Source organism: Peribacillus sp. B2I2, assembly GCF_041261685.1.
Lineage (GTDB): Bacteria > Bacillota > Bacilli > Bacillales > DSM-1321 > Peribacillus.
The window spans coordinates 127,236-149,385 of sequence record NZ_JBGCCB010000001.1 but is presented as its reverse complement, the minus strand read 5'-3'; the positions used below and the strand labels follow the sequence as shown (position 1 = coordinate 149,385).

The following is a 22,150-nucleotide window of genomic DNA, read 5'->3' as shown; positions in this document are numbered from 1 at the left end:
AACCCTTTGTGCAGTAAGTTGCCCTACTGTTTTATGATTGGAATTACTGCGGCTGTGCACTTCAGCCGGGAGGTATCCGCCGATCATTCGATAAACCTCCTCCTCGTCAACTAAGCCTTTCTCGACCAGACTTAGTTCAGGCGCTTTTGTAAATCTGTTTCTCCTTGCCTACCCTCCTTTTTAAAAACAACCATTTTAGAGAAAATGAGTTGTAAATCAGGATAATCATACCTTAAACAAGGGACATAGGTCAATTCTTTATTACCAAGACCTACGAAAAAGAACTTCTTTATAAAAATATGCATAAAAGGAAATTTCGTTCCTTTTATGCATTGGATTGGTTATTCGTTTATTCCCATTTCCGCTCTTACCACTGAGACGATGCGATCTACATAATTAGTGCATTCTTCAGCAGTCGGTGCTTCAGCCATAACACGGACTAGCGGTTCAGTACCGGATGGTCTCACCAAAATGCGACCGTTTCCGTTCATTTCCCCTTCGACTGCCTTAATGACTTCCTGTACCTTTTCATTATCAGTTACAGCATGCTTATCGGTAACTCTGACGTTGATGAGTGTCTGTGGATATTTCCTCATCTCGCCAGCGAGCTCTGATAAGGTTTTTTGGGTGTCACTCATGATGTTCACAAGCTGTAAGCCCGTCAATAAGCCATCTCCTGTGGTGTTATAGTCCAGGAAGATGATATGTCCGGATTGTTCGCCGCCAAGGTTATAGCCGCCTTTTCGCATCTCTTCCACCACATAGCGATCCCCCACTGCCGTTTGGGCGCTTTGTATACCGTGCTCTTCAAGACCTTTATAAAAACCAAGGTTGCTCATGATCGTAGAAACCACTGTTCCCTGTTTCAAACGATTATTTTCTTTCAAGTATTTCGCACATATATACATGATTTGGTCGCCGTCCACTATATTTCCTTTTTCATCTATGGCAATGACGCGGTCTCCGTCACCATCGAAAGCAAGTCCAACATCCGCACCTTTTTCTTTTAAGAATTCAGCAAGTGCTTCAGGGTGGGTGGAACCTACCTTGTCATTGATGTTCAAGCCATTGGGCGATGCCCCCATTGTAGAGATGTCTGCATCAAGATCCGCAAACAAATGCATGGCCAAGGCTGATGTCGCCCCATGTGCACAATCGAGCGCAACATGAATGCCTGTAAAGTCTTCATCCACTGATTGTTTCAAGTACTGGAGATACTTTTGCCCACCTTCGAAATAATCGTTCAAATGGCCTAAATCTCCGCCAACCGGGCGTGGAAGTTCATCCTTTTCCAAATCTAACAATGTTTCAATTTCCGCTTCTTGATCATCGGATAGCTTAAAACCATCCGGTCCAAAGAATTTAATGCCATTATCCTCTACTGGATTATGCGAAGCGGAAATCATGACACCTGCTTCGGCACTTAAGGCCTTTGTTAAATAGGCAACTCCCGGTGTCGAAATTACACCCAGGCGCATCACTTCAGCCCCAATGGATAATAGACCGGCAACAAGTGCACCTTCCAGCATTTCACCTGAAATTCGTGTATCGCGCCCTATGAGCACTTTGGGTTTTTCTGTATTTCTAGTAAGAACGTAGCCACCAAATCGGCCCAGTTTAAATGCCAGCTCCGGTGTTAATTCGCTATTCGCTATACCCCTTACTCCGTCTGTTCCAAAATATTTACCCATATTTATCGCTCCTTCTTCGAATCGTTACTGAATTAAATGATGTTAAAGGAAGGTTATGTCTCTTCGGCTTTTGGAGTAATGGTGACCGAAACCGTTTCAGAATCCAGCTCCCAGTCCACTCCCTCAGGCACGTTTACCACCAGTTCTACATCATGCGTACCTTCATCTAAATTACTCACATCTACTGTAAGATTAATGTCGTCTTTAGTTATTTTCTTCAAGTCATCCGCCTCACCAAGCAAGGTGATGCTTGTTACATCGGATTCCAATTCGGCATCTTTGTCATCCTGTATGCCCACAGGAACTATTTTTATATTGCTGAATGTTTTAGACTCAATGGCAGCCGGTTCATCTTCTTCGATTACTTGCTCTTTTTCTTCTTGTTTTGGTTCAGTTTCTGGTTCTTCCTCTTCTTCAACTGGCTCTGCAGTCACTTCATCTTCATCTACATCCACTTTCTCTGTACGAATCTTGACCTTTGCCTTACCCAAGGACATTTTTTGTACATTTTCCGGTTTAGTAAGATCGAGTTCCAATTCTGTATCACCATCAATTTTCGAGATATTTACAGGAAGATTTATTTCACTTATATCCCCAAGGCTCGTTTCTGACCCAAATAAGGTGACCTCTTTTGGATCGACACTTATACTCTTGATCCTGATGCCATCCTTTGCCTTCCCAGTTTGCTTTGGTGTTATCGACACCGTTTTGGAAGGAATGCTCACTTTTAAGGAAACGGCAACTGAAGCGGGCTCAATCGTCACGTCCAACTTATTCAAGTCCCTGTCCAGGGCTTTAACGGTTGCCTTGCCGTTCACCGTTTCGTTAAGTCCCTTACTTATTTCAAGGTTTGCCTTTACATAGGAAATTTGTTCAATCGCATCTTTAGCACCCGTAATTTTGACAGTTTTCGGGCTAACTGTTGGTTGACCGGCAGTATATCCCTCTTCAAGTAAAGAGCTATTATACTCGGCTTCAACGGAGAATTCCTTCGTCACCCGTTCCTGAACGTTGACTTCCGCATATTCCGGATCGATCGTCGCCACTAACTTTTCATTCAACTCACTTATTTTAAATGTGACGGTTCTGTCCCCCATTGAGATTGCAGGATCAGAAAGGTCTACATACACTTTAAAGTCCCTTTGGTTTTTCGCATTTATCAATAGGCTTTTTGCTCCCTTTAGAGTAACATCAACCGTTTCCGGCACTCCGCTGACCACTAGATTCTCACGGTCATAGTACACTTCAACCGGTACATTTTCGATGGTCTCCGTACTGATTTCAGGGGCCGTCGATAAACCAAGGGATTTTTTATCCGACTCCATCTCAAAGTTAATGGAAATGAACAAAAGTGCTGCCAAGGCAAAAGCTACGATTCTCATAAACCAAGCGCTATTGGTGAATTTATCCATTCTTTTTCCCCCTCCAGTTAAAGATGCTTGAGGAAGTTGATTTGATGTTTTCCACTACCAGTTCACTTGTAAGCATGGCCCTAAATGATTCTTGATTCAAATCCCGGAAAAGTTCCCCGTTTTTAGTGACGGATATCCCTCCCGTTTCTTCAGAAACGACAATCGTAAGACTATCCGTAACTTCACTCATGCCTATGGCTGCCCTATGCCGTGTGCCAAGCTCCTTTGATATGAATGGACTCTCTGATAATGGCAAATAGCAAGCTGCAGCCGCCACCTGGTTATTTTGTAAAATAACTGCGCCATCATGGAGCGGCGTATTAGGGATGAAGATATTAATGAGCAGTTCTGAAGAAATATAGGATTTTAGGGGTATCCCCGTTTCAACATAATCCCCCAGCTCCGTACCCTTCTCTATCGTAATCAAGGCCCCAATCCGCCTTTTTGCCATATAAGTGGATGCCTTTAGGATTTCTTCGACTAAACGCTCTTGCTGATTCTCTTCTGGAACGGTGCCCCTTGCAAAGAGCTTCCCGCGTCCTAATTGTTCAAGTGCCCTTCTCAGTTCAGGTTGAAAAATGACGAGAATCGCCAATACTCCCCAATTCATGACTTGTGCCATTAACCATCCGAGTGTATTGAAACCAAACAGGTTGCTTAAGCTTTTTACAATGACAATTACAAAAATTCCTTTTAGCAGCTGAATAGCCTTCGTGCCTCGAATAATAGTTAACAATTTATATATCACAAACCATACAAGGAGAATATCAATGAAATTTACTACATAGTCCCAAACAGTCAAATTGGTTAAAGACATGTTGTTTCCTCCAGTCAGTATTACTCCAAATACCAATTACAATCTTTATACGATAACCTTAATAGTATACCATTTTTTAAATGATACATCTAAAAACTAGTGTGGGAAATTTACATGGCAAGAACGAACCATGCAAAATGGTTCTCTTCCCTTTAAAAAATAAAGCTGAGCGAAGTCACCGTATATGAAAAACGATGCTCTCCTCCCAGCTCTATTCCTTATTCATTTTTTTCCTCTTTAGCAGGAACCAACGAGGTTGCAGTATCCTTTACTTTATACCACATCCACTCAAAAGCTTGGTCAATAACATGGATGCTCCCAGTCACATTCCCTGCCTTAGACATATATTTATGCCCATTTATGACTGTCACATCTCCCTCTACTTCACCATCTATTTGAATGTTGCCATTTTGAACTACCACATCACCCTTGATTGTCTCACCCGCAGGCACAATCACCGTTTCACCTGCGACCACTAAGTTAGGCTGCTTTGATACTGAAAAATGTTCGTCCTGATTATAAGTGGAAAAAACAGATCCTGTCATCAATATGATGAACATCGCTGCCGCTGTCATGAAGGGATGGCTTTTGAACCAACGTTTGGCGCCCGTTGTTTTCGTTTCCTTTGGCAATTGAGCCATAACCTTTGCTGTAAAGTCATCCGGGGCCTTAATATGGGAAGTGCTTTGTACAAGAGCGACCGCCTTTTTCATTTCATGAAAGTAATTCCGGCATTCAGCACAGTTGTGCAAGTGCTCCCGTAAAACTTCTTTATGCTCCGGTTTGATGTCCTCATCTAAATAATCATGCATATATTCAATGATTTCCTCATGGCAGTTCATTTTTCTCACCTTCTTTTTATAAATGGCGTAGTTGTTTACGCAAGGCTTCCCGACCACGATGTATTCTCGTCTTAACCGTACCGACTGGCAAATCTAATATTTCACTGATTTCCTTTAAAGATAACTCTTCAATATACTTCAATACGATAACCGATCGGTATTTCTCGGGCAATTTCATTATTTCCACTTGAATGGTTTCCTGTAGTTCTAAAGATTCAACTTCTTCCTCGGGTTTCGCCATATCTGATGCTATTTGGGAATACATATTCAATCCCTCTGTCCCTGCCACCTCTGCATCTAGATAGTAATCCGGCTTTTTCTTGCGAAGGCGGTCAATACAAAGGTTGGTCGCAATCCGATATAACCATGTAGAAAATTTCATTTGTATATTGAAACTACGAATATTCACGAAGGCCCTTACAAAGGCCTCTTGTGCCAAATCCTCTGCTTCTTGCCTGTTTCCGAGCATCCTGAAACATATCTGGAAAACTTTGTCCTTGTAAATTTCGACAATTTCCCCAAATGCATTATGGTCTCCCTTTAATACTTGATTAATTCTCTCTTTAATGAGTGCATCCATTTTCCGGTATTACCCCCGCTCATGCGGCTATACGATTACTACGAATCGTAAGCTAAAAGGTTTCAAAAATTTAATACATTAATTTTAACAAAGTTTTACATTTAATGTTTAAGAAAAAAAAAACAGGGCTATATAGTAAGAAATTGTAAAATTCGAGGGAGTGAATCTCTATATGACTGCTGAACAAATTTTAGACCATATTGAACAATACAGACAGAAGATGATGATTTTGGCTTCCCGTTCTTCGATGGTGGATAATGAAGTTATTGAAGTTAGCAGCAAACTGGATACTTTAATCAACGAATACCTCCATTTAACTAAAAATGGAGATCTCACACACCGACGTGCTCTTAAGTGAATATGGATATGCGATTGCAACCATCTATTTATAGATATGTTCATGTTACATACACCCTGGAAAATAAACCTACGTCTTCTAGCATATAAAAAACAGTAACCCATTACAAGCCGGTTACTGTTTCTTTTATTTTTTCAGTTATAATAACTTTTCTCCAAATAGCGAACCCATTAGAGCCACCGCAACGATTGCCGTTTTATTCCGCTCATCTAAAATGGGGTTCACTTCAACGAATTCAGCTGATGTAATCAAGTTGGCTTCAGCGAGCATTTCCATGGCCAAATGACTTTCCCGATAACTTATGCCACCAATCACCGGTGTCCCCACTCCGGGAGCATCTGCTGGGTCAACTCCATCCAAATCCAATGAAAGATGGACACCATCCGTTCTTTCCCTTAAATAATCTATGCATTCTTCCATGACCTTTGTCATTCCCATTCGATCAATCTCATGCATCGTAAATACTTTAATCCCTTTATCACGGATAAGTTCTTTTTCCCCTTCATCCAAAGACCTTGCCCCAATTATTACGATGTTTTCCGGTTTCACTTTTGGACCGGAACCATGGATATTGATCAGGTCCGGATGTCCAAGTCCAATACTGACAGCCAGGGGCATTCCATGTATATTCCCCGATGGCGAGGTTTCTTCCGTATTTAAATCCCCATGTGCGTCATACCAAATCACACCTACATTTTCATAGTGCTTTGCGACTCCCGCCAGTGTTCCTATAGCTATTGAATGGTCTCCTCCCAATACTAGCGGGAAGGAACCACCTTCTATTATTTCATCAACCCTTGCAGCTAACAGGGCGTTACCCCTTGCAACAAGCGGTAAGTTTTTCAGGTTGGTCCCAGGCTTATTTGCTTTTTCAGGCCGTCCTACAATTATATCTCCTAAATCCTCTACTTCTATATTTAACTGTTCAAGACGCTCGAAAATATCTGCGCAGCGGATGGCACTAGGTCCCATATCCACGCCCCGCCTTGCTTGACCAAGGTCCATAGGCAATCCAATGACGGAAATTTTCTGAATAGACATATAATTCCCCCTTTCACCCATTTTATATCGTATATGCCAAGTGGTTCAACTCGACATTTCCATGTATAATGATGCAACCTTTTCATACCTAATACGCTTTTTTTATAAGACCTATGAAAAAAAACCTTTCTAGACATAGGTTAACCAAAAAATGCTTTTATACAAAAAAAGTCTTAAACCATTTTGGCTTAAGACGTAAGTTTTGGTGTATGTAGTTGATGGTGGAGCCTAGCGGGATCGAACCGCTGACCTCCTGCGTGCAAGGCAGGCGCTCTCCCAGCTGAGCTAAGGCCCCTAAGGAATTTAAAATATATTAAGCGGAAGACGGGATTCGAACCCGCGACCCCAACCTTGGCAAGGTTGTATTCTACCACTGAACTACTTCCGCAAATGGCTGGGCTAGAAGGGATCGAACCTTCGCATGACGGAATCAAAATCCGTTGCCTTACCGCTTGGCTATAGCCCAATATATAATATGTAACAATTAATGTTCAACAAAATAAAAAGGTGGTAATCATATAATTCCCCATTAAAGAGAATATATAACTGATCCACAGGATTTTATTAAAATGGTGGAGGGGGGCAGATTCGAACTGCCGAACCCGAAGGAGCGGATTTACAGTCCGCCGCGTTTAGCCACTTCGCTACCCCTCCGCAATATATGGTTGTAAATGGTGCCGGCAAGAGGACTTGAACCCCCAACCTACTGATTACAAGTCAGTTGCTCTACCAGTTGAGCTACACCGGCAAGTAAAGAATAAATGGTGGAGGATGACGGGATCGAACCGCCGACCCTCTGCTTGTAAGGCAGATGCTCTCCCAGCTGAGCTAATCCTCCGGATTAATGAATTAAGAATGGTGACCCGTACGGGATTCGAACCCGTGTTACCGCCGTGAAAGGGCGGTGTCTTAACCGCTTGACCAACGGGCCGGACTATTTTGTGTACATAGATAGATTGGGAAGCTCCCAAGCGGATTCGAACCGCTGACCTCTTCCTTACCATGGAAGTGCTCTACCTACTGAGCTATGGAAGCATATGGCTCCGCAGGTAGGACTCGAACCTACGACCGTTCGGTTAACAGCCGAATGCTCTACCACTGAGCTACTGCGGAATAATATAATGTTTCCTAAAACCCATTTAAAGATATAAATGAATTGCTTGGCGGCGTCCTACTCTCACAGGGGGAAACCCCCAACTACCATCGGCGCTGAAGAGCTTAACTGCCGTGTTCGGAATGGGAACGGGTGTGACCTCTTCGCTATCGCCACCAAACAATAAAGGAACGTTGTTCCTTCAAAACTAGATAATAAGAAGGTATTTCATTTTTTAAAAAGCGTTGGTTAAGTCCTCGATCTATTAGTATCAGTCAGCTCCACATGTCGCCACGCTTCCACCTCTGACCTATCAACCTGATCATCTTTCAGGGATCTTACTAGCTTGCGCCATGGGAAATCTCATCTTGAGGGGGGCTTCATGCTTAGATGCTTTCAGCACTTATCCCGTCCGCACGTAGCTACCCAGCTATGCCTTTGGCAAGACAACTGGTACACCAGCGGTGCGTCCATCCCGGTCCTCTCGTACTAAGGACAGCTCCTCTCAAATTTCCTGCGCCCGCGACGGATAGGGACCGAACTGTCTCACGACGTTCTGAACCCAGCTCGCGTACCGCTTTAATGGGCGAACAGCCCAACCCTTGGGACCGACTACAGCCCCAGGATGCGATGAGCCGACATCGAGGTGCCAAACCTCCCCGTCGATGTGGACTCTTGGGGGAGATAAGCCTGTTATCCCCGGGGTAGCTTTTATCCGTTGAGCGATGGCCCTTCCATGCGGAACCACCGGATCACTAAGCCCGACTTTCGTCCCTGCTCGACTTGTAGGTCTCGCAGTCAAGCTCCCTTGTGCCTTTACACTCTACGAATGATTTCCAACCATTCTGAGGGAACCTTTGGGCGCCTCCGTTACTCTTTAGGAGGCGACCGCCCCAGTCAAACTGCCCACCTGACACTGTCTCCCACCCCGATAAGGGGCGCGGGTTAGAATTTCAATACAGCCAGGGTAGTATCCCACCAACGCCTCCACCGAAGCTAGCGCTCCGGCTTCTCAGGCTCCTACCTATCCTGTACAAGCTGTACCAAAATTCAATATCAGGCTGCAGTAAAGCTCCACGGGGTCTTTCCGTCCTGTCGCGGGTAACCTGCATCTTCACAGGTACTATAATTTCACCGAGTCTCTCGTTGAGACAGTGCCCAGATCGTTACACCTTTCGTGCGGGTCGGAACTTACCCGACAAGGAATTTCGCTACCTTAGGACCGTTATAGTTACGGCCGCCGTTTACTGGGGCTTCGGTTCAAAGCTTCGCTTGCGCTAACCTCTCCCCTTAACCTTCCAGCACCGGGCAGGTGTCAGCCCCTATACTTCGCCTTGCGGCTTCGCAGAGACCTGTGTTTTTGCTAAACAGTCGCCTGGGCCTATTCACTGCGGCTTTTCCGGGCTATTCACCCTAAAAAGCACCCCTTCTCCCGAAGTTACGGGGTCATTTTGCCGAGTTCCTTAACGAGAGTTCTCTCGCACACCTTAGGATTCTCTCCTCGCCTACCTGTGTCGGTTTGCGGTACGGGCACCTTACATCTCACTAGAGGCTTTTCTTGGCAGCGTGGAATCAGGAACTTCGGTACTATATTTCCCTCGCCATCACAGCTCCGCCTTAATGGAAACGGGATTTGCCTCGTTTCCGGCCTAACTGCTTGGACGCGCATATCCAACAGCGCGCTTACCCTATCCTTCTGCGTCCCCCCATCGTTCAAACGATGTATAGGTGGTACAGGAATATCAACCTGTTGTCCATCGCCTACGCCTTTCGGCCTCGGCTTAGGTCCCGACTAACCCTGAGCGGACGAGCCTTCCTCAGGAAACCTTAGGCATTCGGTGGAAGGGATTCTCACCCTTCTTTCGCTACTCATACCGGCATTCTCACTTCTAAGCGCTCCACCAGTCCTTCCGGTCTGACTTCAACGCCCTTAGAACGCTCTCCTACCATCGACACCTAATGGTGTCAATCCACAGCTTCGGTGATACGTTTAGCCCCGGTACATTTTCGGCGCGGAGTCACTCGACCAGTGAGCTATTACGCACTCTTTAAATGGTGGCTGCTTCTGAGCCAACATCCTGGTTGTCTAAGCAACTCCACATCCTTTTCCACTTAACGTATACTTTGGGACCTTAGCTGGTGGTCTGGGCTGTTTCCCTTTCGACTACGGATCTTATCACTCGCAGTCTGACTCCCAAGAATAAGTATTTGGCATTCGGAGTTTGACTGAATTCGGTAACCCGTTGGGGGCCCCTAGTCCAATCAGTGCTCTACCTCCAATACTCTCATCTTGAGGCTAGCCCTAAAGCTATTTCGGAGAGAACCAGCTATCTCCAGGTTCGATTGGAATTTCTCCGCTACCCACACCTCATCCCCGCACTTTTCAACGTGCGTGGGTTCGGGCCTCCATTCAGTGTTACCTGAACTTCACCCTGGACATGGGTAGATCACCTGGTTTCGGGTCTACGACCTCATACTCATTCGCCCTATTCAGACTCGCTTTCGCTGCGGCTCCGTCTTATCAACTTAACCTCGCATGAAATCGTAACTCGCCGGTTCATTCTACAAAAGGCACGCCATTACCCATTAACGGGCTTTGACTACTTGTAGGCACACGGTTTCAGGATCTATTTCACTCCCCTTCCGGGGTGCTTTTCACCTTTCCCTCACGGTACTGGTTCACTATCGGTCACTAGGGAGTATTTAGCCTTGGGAGATGGTCCTCCCTGCTTCCGACGGGATTTCTCGTGTCCCGCCGTACTCAGGATCCACTCAGGAGGGAACGAAGTTTCAACTACAGGGTTTTTACCTTCTTTGACGGACCTTTCCAGGTCACTTCATTTACCCCGTTCCTTTGTAACTCCATGTTGAGTGTCCTACAACCCCAAGAGGCAAGCCTCTTGGTTTGGGCTAATTCCGTTTCGCTCGCCGCTACTCAGGAAATCGCATTTGCTTTCTCTTCCTCCGGGTACTTAGATGTTTCAGTTCCCCGGGTCTGCCTTCAGTACCCTATGTATTCAGGTAAAGATACTGTTCCATTACGAACAGTGGGTTTCCCCATTCGGAAATCTCCGGATCAAAGCTTACTTACAGCTCCCCGAAGCATATCGGTGTTAGTCCCGTCCTTCATCGGCTCCTAGTGCCAAGGCATCCACCGTGCGCCCTTTCTAACTTAACCGTTAAAAAGATCTTACAGATGCTTTGAAAAAAATTAATTGCCTTCTATCTATTATCTAGTTTTCAAGGAACAAAGCAGAAAGAATCCATCACATCGTGATGCTTTTCTTTCCTATCTGAATGAATTACTCATTCAAAACTGAACAAAACAAAAGCGCTCTCGTAATTATCCTTAGAAAGGAGGTGATCCAGCCGCACCTTCCGATACGGCTACCTTGTTACGACTTCACCCCAATCATCTGTCCCACCTTAGGCGGCTGGCTCCATAAAGGTTACCTCACCGACTTCGGGTGTTACAAACTCTCGTGGTGTGACGGGCGGTGTGTACAAGGCCCGGGAACGTATTCACCACGGCATGCTGATCCGCGATTACTAGCGATTCCGGCTTCATGTAGGCGAGTTGCAGCCTACAATCCGAACTGAGAATGGCTTTATGGGATTCGCTTACCTTCGCAGGTTTGCAGCCCTTTGTACCATCCATTGTAGCACGTGTGTAGCCCAGGTCATAAGGGGCATGATGATTTGACGTCATCCCCACCTTCCTCCGGTTTGTCACCGGCAGTCACCTTAGAGTGCCCAACTGAATGCTGGCAACTAAGATCAAGGGTTGCGCTCGTTGCGGGACTTAACCCAACATCTCACGACACGAGCTGACGACAACCATGCACCACCTGTCACTCTGTCCCCCGAAGGGGAAAGCCCTATCTCTAGGGTTGTCAGAGGATGTCAAGACCTGGTAAGGTTCTTCGCGTTGCTTCGAATTAAACCACATGCTCCACCGCTTGTGCGGGCCCCCGTCAATTCCTTTGAGTTTCAGCCTTGCGGCCGTACTCCCCAGGCGGAGTGCTTAATGCGTTAGCTGCAGCACTAAAGGGCGGAAACCCTCTAACACTTAGCACTCATCGTTTACGGCGTGGACTACCAGGGTATCTAATCCTGTTTGCTCCCCACGCTTTCGCGCCTCAGTGTCAGTTACAGACCAGAAAGTCGCCTTCGCCACTGGTGTTCCTCCAAATCTCTACGCATTTCACCGCTACACTTGGAATTCCACTTTCCTCTTCTGCACTCAAGTTCCCCAGTTTCCAATGACCCTCCACGGTTGAGCCGTGGGCTTTCACATCAGACTTAAAGAACCACCTGCGCGCGCTTTACGCCCAATAATTCCGGACAACGCTTGCCACCTACGTATTACCGCGGCTGCTGGCACGTAGTTAGCCGTGGCTTTCTGGTTAGGTACCGTCAAGGTACCAGCAGTTACTCTGGTACTTGTTCTTCCCTAACAACAGAACTTTACGACCCGAAGGCCTTCTTCGTTCACGCGGCGTTGCTCCGTCAGACTTTCGTCCATTGCGGAAGATTCCCTACTGCTGCCTCCCGTAGGAGTCTGGGCCGTGTCTCAGTCCCAGTGTGGCCGATCACCCTCTCAGGTCGGCTACGCATCGTCGCCTTGGTGAGCCATTACCTCACCAACTAGCTAATGCGCCGCGGGCCCATCTATAAGTGACAGCCGAAACCGTCTTTCCATCTTCTCTCATGCGAGAAAAGAACGTATCCGGTATTAGCTCCGGTTTCCCGAAGTTATCCCAGTCTTATAGGCAGGTTGCCCACGTGTTACTCACCCGTCCGCCGCTAATCTCAGGGAGCAAGCTCCCATCGATTCGCTCGACTTGCATGTATTAGGCACGCCGCCAGCGTTCGTCCTGAGCCAGGATCAAACTCTCCGAAGAAATGTTTGACTTGCTCATTTTGCTTTTTTGATAGTGTGTGCTCACTTAAAATTTAACGTTGGCGCTTTGTTTTGTTCAGTTTTCAAAGAGCAATTTTTTCGCCATCTCTCTTAGCGACTTTAATATCTTAACATCTTATTACCACTTCGTCAATAACTTTTTAAAAAAGTTTTTTTCGCTTTTTTTAAAAGCTATTACTACGTTGCAGCAACTTTTATAATATACCAGCGTATAAATCAATAGTCAATAGATTTTTTGAATATATTTCACTTTTAAATATCATGACTGATTCCCCTTGGATAAGTTCGTTTTCACCCTCATATATATAAGGCATTCCTCCTCGGTGCTCACCCTTTTAAACAGTCTGAAAAGGATGTTATATTTCTCGTTTATTGCCCTTTTGACTAAGTGATCAATTCTGTCATCCTGTAAATCGAATAGTATTTCATCCATCTCTCTTTTTAACAGATACTCCAATTCCATCTTCTCCTTATCATTAATCAATAAACCGAGCATGATTCACACCTCCACCAGACATCTTTCCCCATTCCCTTCAATTTTATGAATTTCCAACTGATTTTTTTTGCATAACAATAATCCTTGCGCATAAATTTGAAGACAAGAGTCTTTTGGACAAGGGGATGGATTAATGAAATTTTTCATGGTGCTTCATGCAAAGAACATCAAATTTTATTCGTTAATTTTACTTACGGCACTTTTTACCGCTTGGTTCCTTTTTGTACAAAACATTCTTCATGCCCCTGTTTTTTCTACAGAAGATGGGCCAAAAGCGGTTTATAAAGGGGAAAAGAATGTCGCGATCACGTTCAATATTGGCTGGGGTGATGAGAAAGCCGCTCCAATAATAGAGACATTGAAAAGGGAAAAGATTGAGTCTGCCACTTTTTTCCTTTCTGGCTCTTGGGCTGAGCGTCACCCGGACATAGTAGAGGAAATTGGGAAAGAAGGATATGAAATCGGTATGCTTGGTTACGATTATAAGGATTATTCCGAAATGGAAGATCAAGAAATCATCCGGGATATTTCTAAAGCTCAGGAAGCATTCAAAAAACTGAATGTAAAGAATATAGAACTTTTACGAGCGCCCACCGGTCACTTTGATAAACGACTCTTAAAGATCAGCGAAAATTTCGGATATACAGTTGTTCATTGGAGTATCGATTCAAAGGATTGGACCAATCCAGGTGTGGATCGAATCGTTCAGAACATCACCAAGGCCCAAAAGGGTGATATCATCTTATTACATGCTTCAGACTCAGCAAAACAAACAAATAAGGCTTTGCCTGAATTAATAAGTGAACTTCGAGCAAAAAATTTAAATTTCGTTAATGTTTCAGAAATGATCTCCAATTCATCAGCCAGCAGTGAGGAAATCCGCTGACTGAAAAAACTGCGTACTAATGTTCTCCATGAACTTTAGTACGCAGTTTTTATGTTGGCTTCCTTATGTATGGCCCACGACTTACATATAGGTTAGCTGCTGCCTTTACCTAATTCGCCAGCTTTCATTTTCTTCCCCTTTGCTGGAGTTTGCACCCGTGCTCTTTTACTGGCCAATTCCTTTTGTGAACGTTCGATCAATTTGCTTAGGACCAATAATTGATATGCATTGCAGACCAGTAACGGAAACAGCATGAAGTAAAGCCAGCTTTCATCATCGGAACTTAGGACAGGTATCCACTCCAAAACCGTGACTACGACCATGAAAAACAAAGCCGGTATAAACGATTGTTTATTCGTTTGTTTCATTTTGAAATAAGCTGTAATAAGTCCTGCAGCCAATACAACCAACGCCAGGACGATGTATGAACTAATCCCCTCACCTGAACCAAAATTAAGATATCGCAGATACACCAAATCAAATACAACAAAAAGAATGAGTACAATTTGAACGGCATTCCATAAGGAAGCGCTTTTAAATATTCCCAGACCGAAACGATGTATCGTTAAATAGGCAAAAAAGCCGGCTTGGCTTATGACACTGAAAATTAATCCAACACCGAATAACCAAATAAACGTTGATAGGATGGCACTGACTTCAAAAGAAGAAAAATAAGGCTTAAACTCACTCCACCGAGCCAAGAACCCTACAACTCCGCCCGTTACACCACCGATAAGCAATGTTGTTAAAAACAATTTAACTAAATTACGGCTGTTCATTGTTTTCCTCCATAAAATTTCTATTTCATTTCCTTAATTGTACCAACCAAATTTGGAAAAATCCACTTATTCCACCAAGGAATAATATCGCCGATTGGAACCATATTAACAATAAGAAGGATGAAAGGGGCCCTGCGTATGAGAGTGGGAGTTGCTTTGCTTTTCACGTCATTCTTACTCGTTTGTTCCGGTTGTGCTCAAAATGGAGCAGGCGCAGATAAAATGGAGTATGAAGAGACAAAGAAAATGGTCGTCGATATCCTGAAAACAGATGATGGAAAAAAAGCCATCCAGGATATCATTTCCGATGATAAAACGAAAGCTGAACTTATTATGGACTCGGATGTCATTAAGAAATCCATTGAAGATATGGTCACTTCAGATAAAGGGAAGGAATTTTGGAAAAAGACATTTAATGATCCTGAATTTGCCTCCGCTTACGCCAAAGCTTTAGAAGATGAACATAAAAAGGTATTGAAGGACTTAACTGCTGATCCTCAGTATCGTGGAATGATCATGGAAGTAATGAAAGAACCGGACATGGAAAAAGAAATGAATAAATTATTAAAAACCAAGGAAATGCGCTCCGTCTATAAAGAGCTGATCATAGAAACCATGGAGAGTCCTCTCGTTCAAGCAAAAATGCAAGAGAGATTGGATAAAGCAGCTACTAAAGCGGTAGAGAAGGAAAACAAGGATAAAAAGGAAAAGTAATGAAATAAGGCTGATTCCAATTGGAATCAGCCTTCATTTTATTGTAGCTTTTCAATGACCTTTTTAGCAATATCCTCGTAAATCCTTCCAAGCCTATGGTCCGCTGCGTAAATGGAGGGAGCAAAGTCCTCTTCGTTCCAATCCGGCTGTTGCAGGGGCAGTTGACCTAAAACTTCTGTACGAAGTTCTTCTGCCAGCTTCACGCCGCCGCCTTTTCCGAATACATATTCCTTTTCACCGGTCGTTTTACTTTCGAAGAATGACATATTCTCAATGACACCAATGACTTCATGTTCTGTCTTGATGGCCATTGCACCAGCTCTTGCAGCAACGAAGGCTGCAGTCGGATGCGGTGTCGTAACAATGATTTCTTTACATGAAGGGAGCATCGTATGTACGTCCAACGCAACATCGCCTGTACCTGGTGGTAAGTCAAGGACTAAATAGTCCAATTCTCCCCATTCCACTTCATTAAAGAAACTGTTAAGCATCTTACCCAGCATCGGTCCTCTCCAGATGATAGGCGCGTTATCTTCTACAAAAAAGCCCATTGAAATAACTTGAACGCCAAACCGTTCTACAGGAATGATCTTTTCCCCACGAACAACTGGTCTTTTTGTTATCCCCATCATATCAGGTACACTGAATCCATAAATATCTGCATCAACCAGTCCGACCTTTTTACCCAAACGGGCAAGTGAAGTAGCGAAATTCACTGAAATCGTAGATTTTCCCACTCCGCCTTTACCACTGGCAATCGCGATGAATTGTGTCTTGTTGTTAGGTCCAAGCAAACCTTGGTCCGCTTCACCCTGCGGAATGCTTTCACGGTGCTTAGCCAACTCATCTTCAGTAAGTTCCGTGAAACGGATGCCTACAGATTCCGCTCCGTTCGTTTTCAGCAAGTCCACCACTTCCGATTGCATTTGCATTTGCTCGGCAGTCCCAGTTTTCGCAATCGCAAGTTTAACGCTTACATGATTCTTTTCAGGCTTTATTTTTATTTCTATAATTCCATTTGTCTCTTCAAGGTTTTTATGTAAAAAAGGGTCTTTAAGATCCTTCAATAAATTCAGTACTTTCTCTTCTGTTAACAAGTCGAGCACCCCTTTGAATTCGTTTTTTTTTCCCATTTTTCAGTATAACATATTACCGAAATAAAGCTTATTATCTGTCCTGTATTCGAAACCGATTATTTCCCATAGTAAAAAGGCCTTGTACTTTACAAGACCCAGACGTCACTCTTTATCCGATAGTTTTTCCTCTGTAAAGTAACGTAAAATGCCCATATAAATCGAACTGGCAACCTTTTCTTGATACCCATCACTGATAAGGCGTTCCCTTTCCTCAGTATTGGAAAGAAAGCCAATTTCCACAAGCGCTCCCGGTTTTTTAGCATAATTCATCAAATACACATTATTGATCGTTTTTGCATCACGCTTTGTATTTTCCAGGTTTCTAATGATTTCAGTCTGAATGAATTTTGCTACCTGTTCATTTTCCTCAAACCTGTTTGTATAAAAGGTTTGGGCACCTTTCGATGACGCTGATGGAAAAGAGTTCAAATGAATGCTTAAAAATAAGTCCGCTTCCGAATCATTGATCATTTCAACCCGATTCCGTAAATCTTCCTGTTTGCGCTGGCGAATCCCCTTTGTATTACCCTGTGCCAAATCCTCATCCTTCTCACGGGTCATGATGACAAGGGCACCCTGTTCCTGTAAATAGTCCCTTACCTTCAATGATACGGAAAGGGCAATTTCCTTTTCCATTACCTCTTGTACATTTGCCCCTCCGTCCATCCCTCCATGACCGGCATCCAATATGATTACCTTACCTGCCAACGGAAGGTTCCAAGAGTCCCAAGAATCATCTTCAACAAATTTAAAAGTCACAATTAAAAAAAGGACAAACAATCCCATAGCGATTCCTGTATATTTCAGCTTTCTGCGCATGACCGTTCCCCTTCCATGATCCCTCTATTAAAAAGTATGGGACAAACCATGGAATTAGAACAAGGAACGAGATTTTTGCCTTCTTAATGCAGTTTCATTTTATATCGTTTTTCACCAGTCTTAAAGCCGTCCAGCCACCACTCTCCCACAAACCCCTCACAGCAATAAAACAAACCTTCATCGAAAGCGTTATTTGCTGTAACTTCCCGCCAATACAAAATAAAGTTAAAAAGAGTATCGGTCAAAAACTTTTCTTCCTTCCAGGACCTGGACCTTACATCGTCTTCTGACTCACCGTAATAGCCAAACTTACTATAGTTCGCCCCTAATAAATAAGCCTCGATAGCTACATCAAAGTAGCCTTCTTCCAAGACATCCATCAAATCCTGTCCAAAGTAACGCTGGATTCTTCCCTTCATATCCTCGATAGAAAGATCCCTGAGCAATCTACGTTCGAACTTCAGTTGCCTTTCCCTTTGCATCTCCTGTAAACCTAATATCACAGCCATATTTCACCTCCGGGGCTTTCCCCATTTCCCAAATTATTTCCCAAGACATAATTTAGTTTTTGCGTTCTATTTTGAACCATTCATTTATTCTATTGGCAAAAAATAATGAGGATAAGTTCAGCAAGTGCAGGACGATGATCTAGTTTTATAAGAACACTGTTAAAAGGAAGATTGCACATTTCGGATGATAAAAGTCTGCCTGCACGGATTATAGAACAGAGATGTAAGCCGTTGAGAAGGAGCCAGTATTTCCTTTGAAATATGATGCGATTCGCGCGGACCTGCAAACGCACCTCCTGGGTAACAAGGCATACGATTGAATTTTCCGGAGGTTTTCTCGTTTTACACTTAGATCATATGGACCCAAGAAACTTTCCCCCCCGATAACTTGCAACTCAGGACGCTACCCGAGGCTGTCTTTGCCGTCTTGGGTGCTCACCGGGCATGTCTCTCTGGACATTGATTAATACTAGTTATTCAAGTCCTGTTCTTCTATCTCATGAGCATCAAGCTTATCCATGTTTTGTTTCCTCTTCTTTCCCCCTTAGTAAAGAGTCGATTAGGATGACAAATGAATCATCTTTAACAAAACAGACGGATGTCGTGGAGAAAGGGTATAGATAAAAATGATCAAATATATAAGCGTGAAAAAATTCTAATCTTGGCTTTAAGATTAAATAAAAAGGACATCCCTGATAAATGGATGTCCATAATATAACTTTTTATAATAGCGAAGTCATTTAATAGCTGCTTTATTAGCAGGTATCTTATTTTTATTTGTCCGGAATTCCCGGCGCAGTTTGTCATCAAACGGATACTTTTTTTTGGTCGTAACATCAATCCCTATATCTGTCCGGCTCTTTTCATTAAGCGACCTACAAGCGGCACTACAATTATACCGGCTATTATGACCTGCATTACGTTACCAGGGACGGAGCCGAATGGCTGTATCCAGTTACCGTAAAGGATAACTTCAGCAAAATAATAGCCCACGATTTTTATGATCAACGCAACGGCAATGGCCAATGTGTATACATATTCTCTTTTGCCGGGTACCTTTTCGGATATGAGTCCGACTAAAAAGCCCATTGCACCTACTATGATGAATGTAAACGGTGCCCATGCTGCCCAACCAGATAAAAGATCAAATAGGGCCATTCCGAATGCTCCTGCTATGGCCCCTGTTTTTTTGCCGTAAACCAAGGCTGCTATAAAAAGAGGAACGTTACCCAGATGGATTAGGCCTCCGTTACCCATTATCGGGAGCTTGATGTTGATGAATGTCGCTACAATGGTTAATGCGATGAAAAGGGCATTGATGACTAAGGCCTTTGTTTTAGTTGTTTCTGTCGCTGAGAATGTTGAATTCATATGAAGTCCTCTTTCTTTTTTTAGTTTTATCATACTCCTAATCAGAAACTTAATAAATATGGATTTTACAAATAAACCTGTATTACATAAATAAACTCATCTTCCAACGAATGGCACACAACTGTCTCCAACTCTGAAACGCCTTTACTGCGGCGTTTCATTTGTATTTGATGCTGGAAAGACTAGGATGAATTGAAAAATGACGCAGAAAGGCATTCAGAATTCATGATGTGGTCTAATCTTTTACAGGGCCTAAAAAAAACACTGAACCATGAAGGACGACTATTAAAAACTGTGAATCTAAAACATCAGAACAAAACCGCGACATTAATGAAATTCAAGTTTGATTCAAACGAAAGTAGAATTAGTGCACTCTGTACATTAAATAAATTTGATTGGCAATATAATCTGAACTAAAATGAAGCCCCTGTCTTAACCACCATATTATAATGCCTACCAATGAGGCTGTTTTAATATCAATGGCAACATAATCAGCTGGTAAATCCTTCTTGGAATTCTTCCTCCTTATTTCTACTAATTGCTTTAATAATGAAAACAATTGGTCCTCAAACTGATTCGTATTAAATAAAATAAGTAAATAATTTCGATGGATATATAAGTAATCAAGCAATTGTGTTAGCTGTTGTTTTTCTGATAAATCTTTTGCATGTATTAAAGCAACAATTTTATCAGAAAGCTCATTTAAAATCTCATCGGTGATTTGCGTTAGTAAATCTTGAATATCCTGATAATGTAAGTAAAATGTTGTTCGATTTAATCCTGCATTGGCTGCGATTTTCTGAACCGTTAAATTTGAAATTGCGGGATCCTCGCATAAGAGAGCAATGACAGCATGTTTAAACATTTCTCTTGAACGAATTGTACGAGGATCTTCTTTTTTAGGTATAGACATTTTTAACTCCTTTATAGCTTTTTTTTTACTTTCTCAACAGCATATATTTCTATGTCGATTAGTGAACATTTTCATGAAAACTGTTCATGGTAAGGAACATATATTTTTGTTACCATCGATTTTATCGACACAATGTTGAGAATGCAAGTCAAAAATAAAGGGGTTGTCGACAGAAATGGACATAACAGAAGGAAATAAAAAAGTTTTATTAATTGTATTGATTGCTGGCTGTTTTTTATCAACATTAAATCAGACTTTATTAAATGTTGCATTGAGTGGTTTAATGGATGTATTTCAAGTAACGGCTGCAACTGTACAATGGTTATCAACAGGCTTTATGCTAGTAAACGGTGTTTTAGTACCAATTACGGCTTTTTTAATGAAACGGTTTACAACAAGGCAGCTATTTATTAGCTCGATGTTTTTTTTGCTCATCGGATCGGTAATTTGTGCATGTGCGATGAATTTTGGCATGCTGTTAACGGGAAGAATGATTCAAGCAATTGGTGCCGGGATTATTATGCCTCTAATGATGACAGTTATTTTATATTTATATCCTAGCGAAAAGCGTGGAAGTATTATGGGGACAATTGGCTTTGCGATGATTTTTGCTCCAGCCATTGCTCCTACATTATCTGGTTTTATCATTGAGTATGTTTCATGGAGATGGCTATTTATTGGGTTAATCCCATTTATATTAATTGTCATTGTTCTAGCGTTCAAATATTTAATGAATGTTGCAGAGACAACAAAAGCAAAATTAGATATCACAAGTGTCATTTTATCAACGATTGGTTTTGGCTGCATTTTATTTGGATTCAGTAGCGCAGGAAGCAAGGGTTGGGATAATCTCGTTGTCATTACTACAATTATCGTCGGAATAATCGTGACGACTCTATTCTGTTTACGTCAAATGAAATCCAGCGATCCATTATTAAATTTATCCGTATTTAACAATAGAATTTTCACTCTGACATCATTCATCAATGTACTAATTACGATGATTATGTATGCTGATTTAATTCTTTTACCAATTTACTTGCAGAATGGACGAGGTTTTACAGCATTTGAAGCAGGTTTGCTGTTATTACCTGGAGCTTTGATTAATGCCTTCTTATCCCCTATCACTGGTAAAATGTATGATAAATACGGTGCTAAACCACTCTTTATTACAGGTTTACTATTTATCATTGTTTCGATGTGGGGAGTCATTGATATAAACGAATCAACAACCTATATGTATTTAATGGTTCGTACCATTATTTTACGAATTGGATTAAGTTTTATTACCATGCCTTTAAATACAGCAGGGTTAAATGCTTTACCACGAGAATTGGGTTCCCATGGTTCAGCTGTAAATAATACCATTCGCCAATTGTCAGGTGCTATTGGCACAGCAGTTGTCATCACAGTGTATACAATGCAAGCAACTTTACATGCCTCTGAGCTATCAATGCAAAATGAAAACATTACAGCTATACGACTAGAGGCATTAGCTTCTATCTTTGGCTCAAGTGATGCCTATGTTTTTATGTTAATCTTATCTATTGTGGCGTTAATTTTTACATGTTTTATGCCTAAAAAAGCCACAATCAAAAAAAGTGAAAGTGAATCCCATAACTAAAATTATTAATAATGGAGTCTTTAAAATAAAGCATATCTGGGATATCCCAGATATGCTTTATTATTTTTAATATATCTCAGTCCCACATAATAAGGTTCATGGAGCATGATGTGATCAAAATCTTTTTCCGGACAAAAAAAGACCC

17 protein-coding genes, 9 tRNA genes and 3 rRNA genes are annotated in these 22,150 nt (G+C 42.6%); 4 read left to right on the top strand and 25 right to left on the bottom strand.

Going from position 1 to position 22,150, the window contains the following annotated elements; translation table 11 throughout:
• Positions 1–341 precede the first annotated feature (341 nt).
• The 5 genes from glmM to sigW form a co-directional block, all read right to left on the bottom strand.
• Positions 342–1,691 (bottom strand): phosphoglucosamine mutase, encoded by a 1,350-nt coding sequence (glmM, locus tag ABIE66_RS00885; protein WP_289323354.1) that lies wholly within the window; start codon positions 1,689–1,691, stop codon positions 342–344.
• 53 nt (positions 1,692–1,744) lie between these two features.
• Entirely contained in the window at positions 1,745–3,103 is a 1,359-nt protein-coding gene (locus ABIE66_RS00880; RefSeq protein WP_370013586.1) for a CdaR family protein, read from the bottom strand.
• Positions 3,096–3,920, bottom strand: coding sequence for a diadenylate cyclase CdaA (cdaA, locus tag ABIE66_RS00875; protein WP_370013585.1), 825 nt, complete (start codon positions 3,918–3,920; stop codon positions 3,096–3,098). Before cdaA ends, ABIE66_RS00880 begins: the two co-directional genes overlap by 8 nt.
• 218 nt (positions 3,921–4,138) lie before the next feature.
• Positions 4,139–4,762, bottom strand: a complete 624-nt coding sequence (locus ABIE66_RS00870) for an anti-sigma factor family protein (protein ID WP_289318671.1) — start codon at positions 4,760–4,762, stop codon at positions 4,139–4,141.
• Positions 4,763–4,778: 16 nt separating this feature from the next.
• A complete protein-coding gene (gene sigW / locus ABIE66_RS00865; protein ID WP_289318670.1) occupies positions 4,779–5,342 on the bottom strand; it encodes an RNA polymerase sigma factor SigW in 564 nt (187 codons plus the stop codon).
• A gap of 172 nt (positions 5,343–5,514) precedes the next feature.
• Between sigW and ABIE66_RS00860 the strand changes: the two genes are divergently transcribed.
• Complete coding sequence (locus ABIE66_RS00860) at positions 5,515–5,700, top strand: aspartyl-phosphate phosphatase Spo0E family protein (protein WP_289318669.1); 186 nt, start codon at positions 5,515–5,517, stop codon at positions 5,698–5,700.
• A gap of 138 nt (positions 5,701–5,838) precedes the next feature.
• Here ABIE66_RS00860 and rocF read toward each other — a convergent pair whose 3' ends face one another.
• The 14 genes from rocF to ABIE66_RS00790 form a co-directional block, all read right to left on the bottom strand.
• Positions 5,839–6,741 carry an arginase gene (rocF, locus tag ABIE66_RS00855; protein ID WP_370013584.1) on the bottom strand — a complete coding sequence of 301 codons (903 nt, stop codon included), beginning with the start codon at positions 6,739–6,741 and terminating at the stop codon, positions 5,839–5,841.
• 219 nt (positions 6,742–6,960) lie between these two features.
• A tRNA-Ala gene (locus ABIE66_RS00850) sits at positions 6,961–7,036 on the bottom strand.
• Between the two features lie 21 nt (positions 7,037–7,057).
• Positions 7,058–7,129: transfer RNA gene (locus ABIE66_RS00845), tRNA-Gly, on the bottom strand.
• Between the two features lie 3 nt (positions 7,130–7,132).
• Positions 7,133–7,207: transfer RNA gene (locus tag ABIE66_RS00840), tRNA-Gln, on the bottom strand.
• A gap of 104 nt (positions 7,208–7,311) precedes the next feature.
• A tRNA-Tyr gene (locus tag ABIE66_RS00835) sits at positions 7,312–7,395 on the bottom strand.
• A gap of 18 nt (positions 7,396–7,413) precedes the next feature.
• A tRNA-Thr gene (locus ABIE66_RS00830) sits at positions 7,414–7,489 on the bottom strand.
• Positions 7,490–7,503: 14 nt separating this feature from the next.
• A tRNA-Val gene (locus tag ABIE66_RS00825) sits at positions 7,504–7,579 on the bottom strand.
• 18 nt (positions 7,580–7,597) lie between these two features.
• Positions 7,598–7,672 (bottom strand) — tRNA-Glu (locus ABIE66_RS00820).
• A 31-nt stretch (positions 7,673–7,703) separates the two neighbouring features.
• A tRNA-Thr gene (locus tag ABIE66_RS00815) sits at positions 7,704–7,776 on the bottom strand.
• A 3-nt stretch (positions 7,777–7,779) separates the two neighbouring features.
• Positions 7,780–7,854: transfer RNA gene (locus tag ABIE66_RS00810), tRNA-Asn, on the bottom strand.
• A 45-nt stretch (positions 7,855–7,899) separates the two neighbouring features.
• A 5S ribosomal RNA gene (gene rrf / locus ABIE66_RS00805) occupies positions 7,900–8,015 on the bottom strand.
• 64 nt (positions 8,016–8,079) lie between these two features.
• Positions 8,080–11,012: ribosomal RNA gene (locus ABIE66_RS00800) — 23S ribosomal RNA — on the bottom strand.
• A gap of 175 nt (positions 11,013–11,187) precedes the next feature.
• A 16S ribosomal RNA gene (locus ABIE66_RS00795) occupies positions 11,188–12,738 on the bottom strand.
• The 16S, 23S and 5S rRNA genes sit together here with 9 tRNA genes alongside, the layout of an rRNA operon.
• Positions 12,739–13,017: 279 nt before the next feature.
• Entirely contained in the window at positions 13,018–13,254 is a 237-nt protein-coding gene (locus tag ABIE66_RS00790) for a hypothetical protein (protein ID WP_289318667.1), read from the bottom strand.
• Positions 13,255–13,387: 133 nt separating this feature from the next.
• On the opposite strand from ABIE66_RS00790, the gene pdaB reads away from it, so the two are divergent.
• On the top strand, positions 13,388–14,140 hold the full coding sequence (pdaB, locus tag ABIE66_RS00785; protein WP_370013583.1) for a polysaccharide deacetylase family sporulation protein PdaB: 753 nt from the start codon (positions 13,388–13,390) through the stop codon (positions 14,138–14,140).
• Between the two features lie 92 nt (positions 14,141–14,232).
• Here the strand turns inward: pdaB and ABIE66_RS00780 are convergent, their stop codons facing one another.
• Positions 14,233–14,919: a KinB-signaling pathway activation protein gene (locus tag ABIE66_RS00780; protein ID WP_370013582.1), complete on the bottom strand. Its 687-nt coding sequence runs from the start codon at positions 14,917–14,919 to the stop codon at positions 14,233–14,235.
• Positions 14,920–15,057: 138 nt separating this feature from the next.
• On the opposite strand from ABIE66_RS00780, the gene gerD reads away from it, so the two are divergent.
• A complete protein-coding gene (gerD, locus tag ABIE66_RS00775) occupies positions 15,058–15,633 on the top strand; it encodes a spore germination lipoprotein GerD (protein ID WP_370013581.1) in 576 nt (191 codons plus the stop codon).
• Positions 15,634–15,671: 38 nt separating this feature from the next.
• Here the strand turns inward: gerD and ABIE66_RS00770 are convergent, their stop codons facing one another.
• From ABIE66_RS00770 to ABIE66_RS00750, 5 genes are all read right to left on the bottom strand, one after another.
• Positions 15,672–16,730 (bottom strand): P-loop NTPase, encoded by a 1,059-nt coding sequence (locus ABIE66_RS00770; RefSeq protein ID WP_370016960.1) that lies wholly within the window; start codon positions 16,728–16,730, stop codon positions 15,672–15,674.
• A 141-nt stretch (positions 16,731–16,871) separates the two neighbouring features.
• The gene (gene cwlD, locus ABIE66_RS00765; protein WP_289323347.1) at positions 16,872–17,588 is read right to left on the bottom strand and encodes an N-acetylmuramoyl-L-alanine amidase CwlD; all 717 of its coding nucleotides are present in this window, start codon (positions 17,586–17,588) and stop codon (positions 16,872–16,874) included.
• Between the two features lie 83 nt (positions 17,589–17,671).
• The gene (locus ABIE66_RS00760; RefSeq protein ID WP_370013580.1) at positions 17,672–18,097 is read right to left on the bottom strand and encodes a DUF2521 family protein; all 426 of its coding nucleotides are present in this window, start codon (positions 18,095–18,097) and stop codon (positions 17,672–17,674) included.
• Between the two features lie 843 nt (positions 18,098–18,940).
• Positions 18,941–19,468 carry an ECF transporter S component gene (locus ABIE66_RS00755; RefSeq protein WP_370013579.1) on the bottom strand — a complete coding sequence of 176 codons (528 nt, stop codon included), beginning with the start codon at positions 19,466–19,468 and terminating at the stop codon, positions 18,941–18,943.
• A 364-nt stretch (positions 19,469–19,832) separates the two neighbouring features.
• Positions 19,833–20,381 carry a TetR/AcrR family transcriptional regulator gene (locus tag ABIE66_RS00750; protein WP_370013578.1) on the bottom strand — a complete coding sequence of 183 codons (549 nt, stop codon included), beginning with the start codon at positions 20,379–20,381 and terminating at the stop codon, positions 19,833–19,835.
• A 175-nt stretch (positions 20,382–20,556) separates the two neighbouring features.
• Here ABIE66_RS00750 and ABIE66_RS00745 point away from each other — a divergent pair, with 175 nt between their 5' ends.
• On the top strand, positions 20,557–22,005 hold the full coding sequence (locus tag ABIE66_RS00745) for a DHA2 family efflux MFS transporter permease subunit (protein WP_370013577.1): 1,449 nt from the start codon (positions 20,557–20,559) through the stop codon (positions 22,003–22,005).
• The last annotated feature ends 145 nt before the right edge of the window (positions 22,006–22,150 follow it).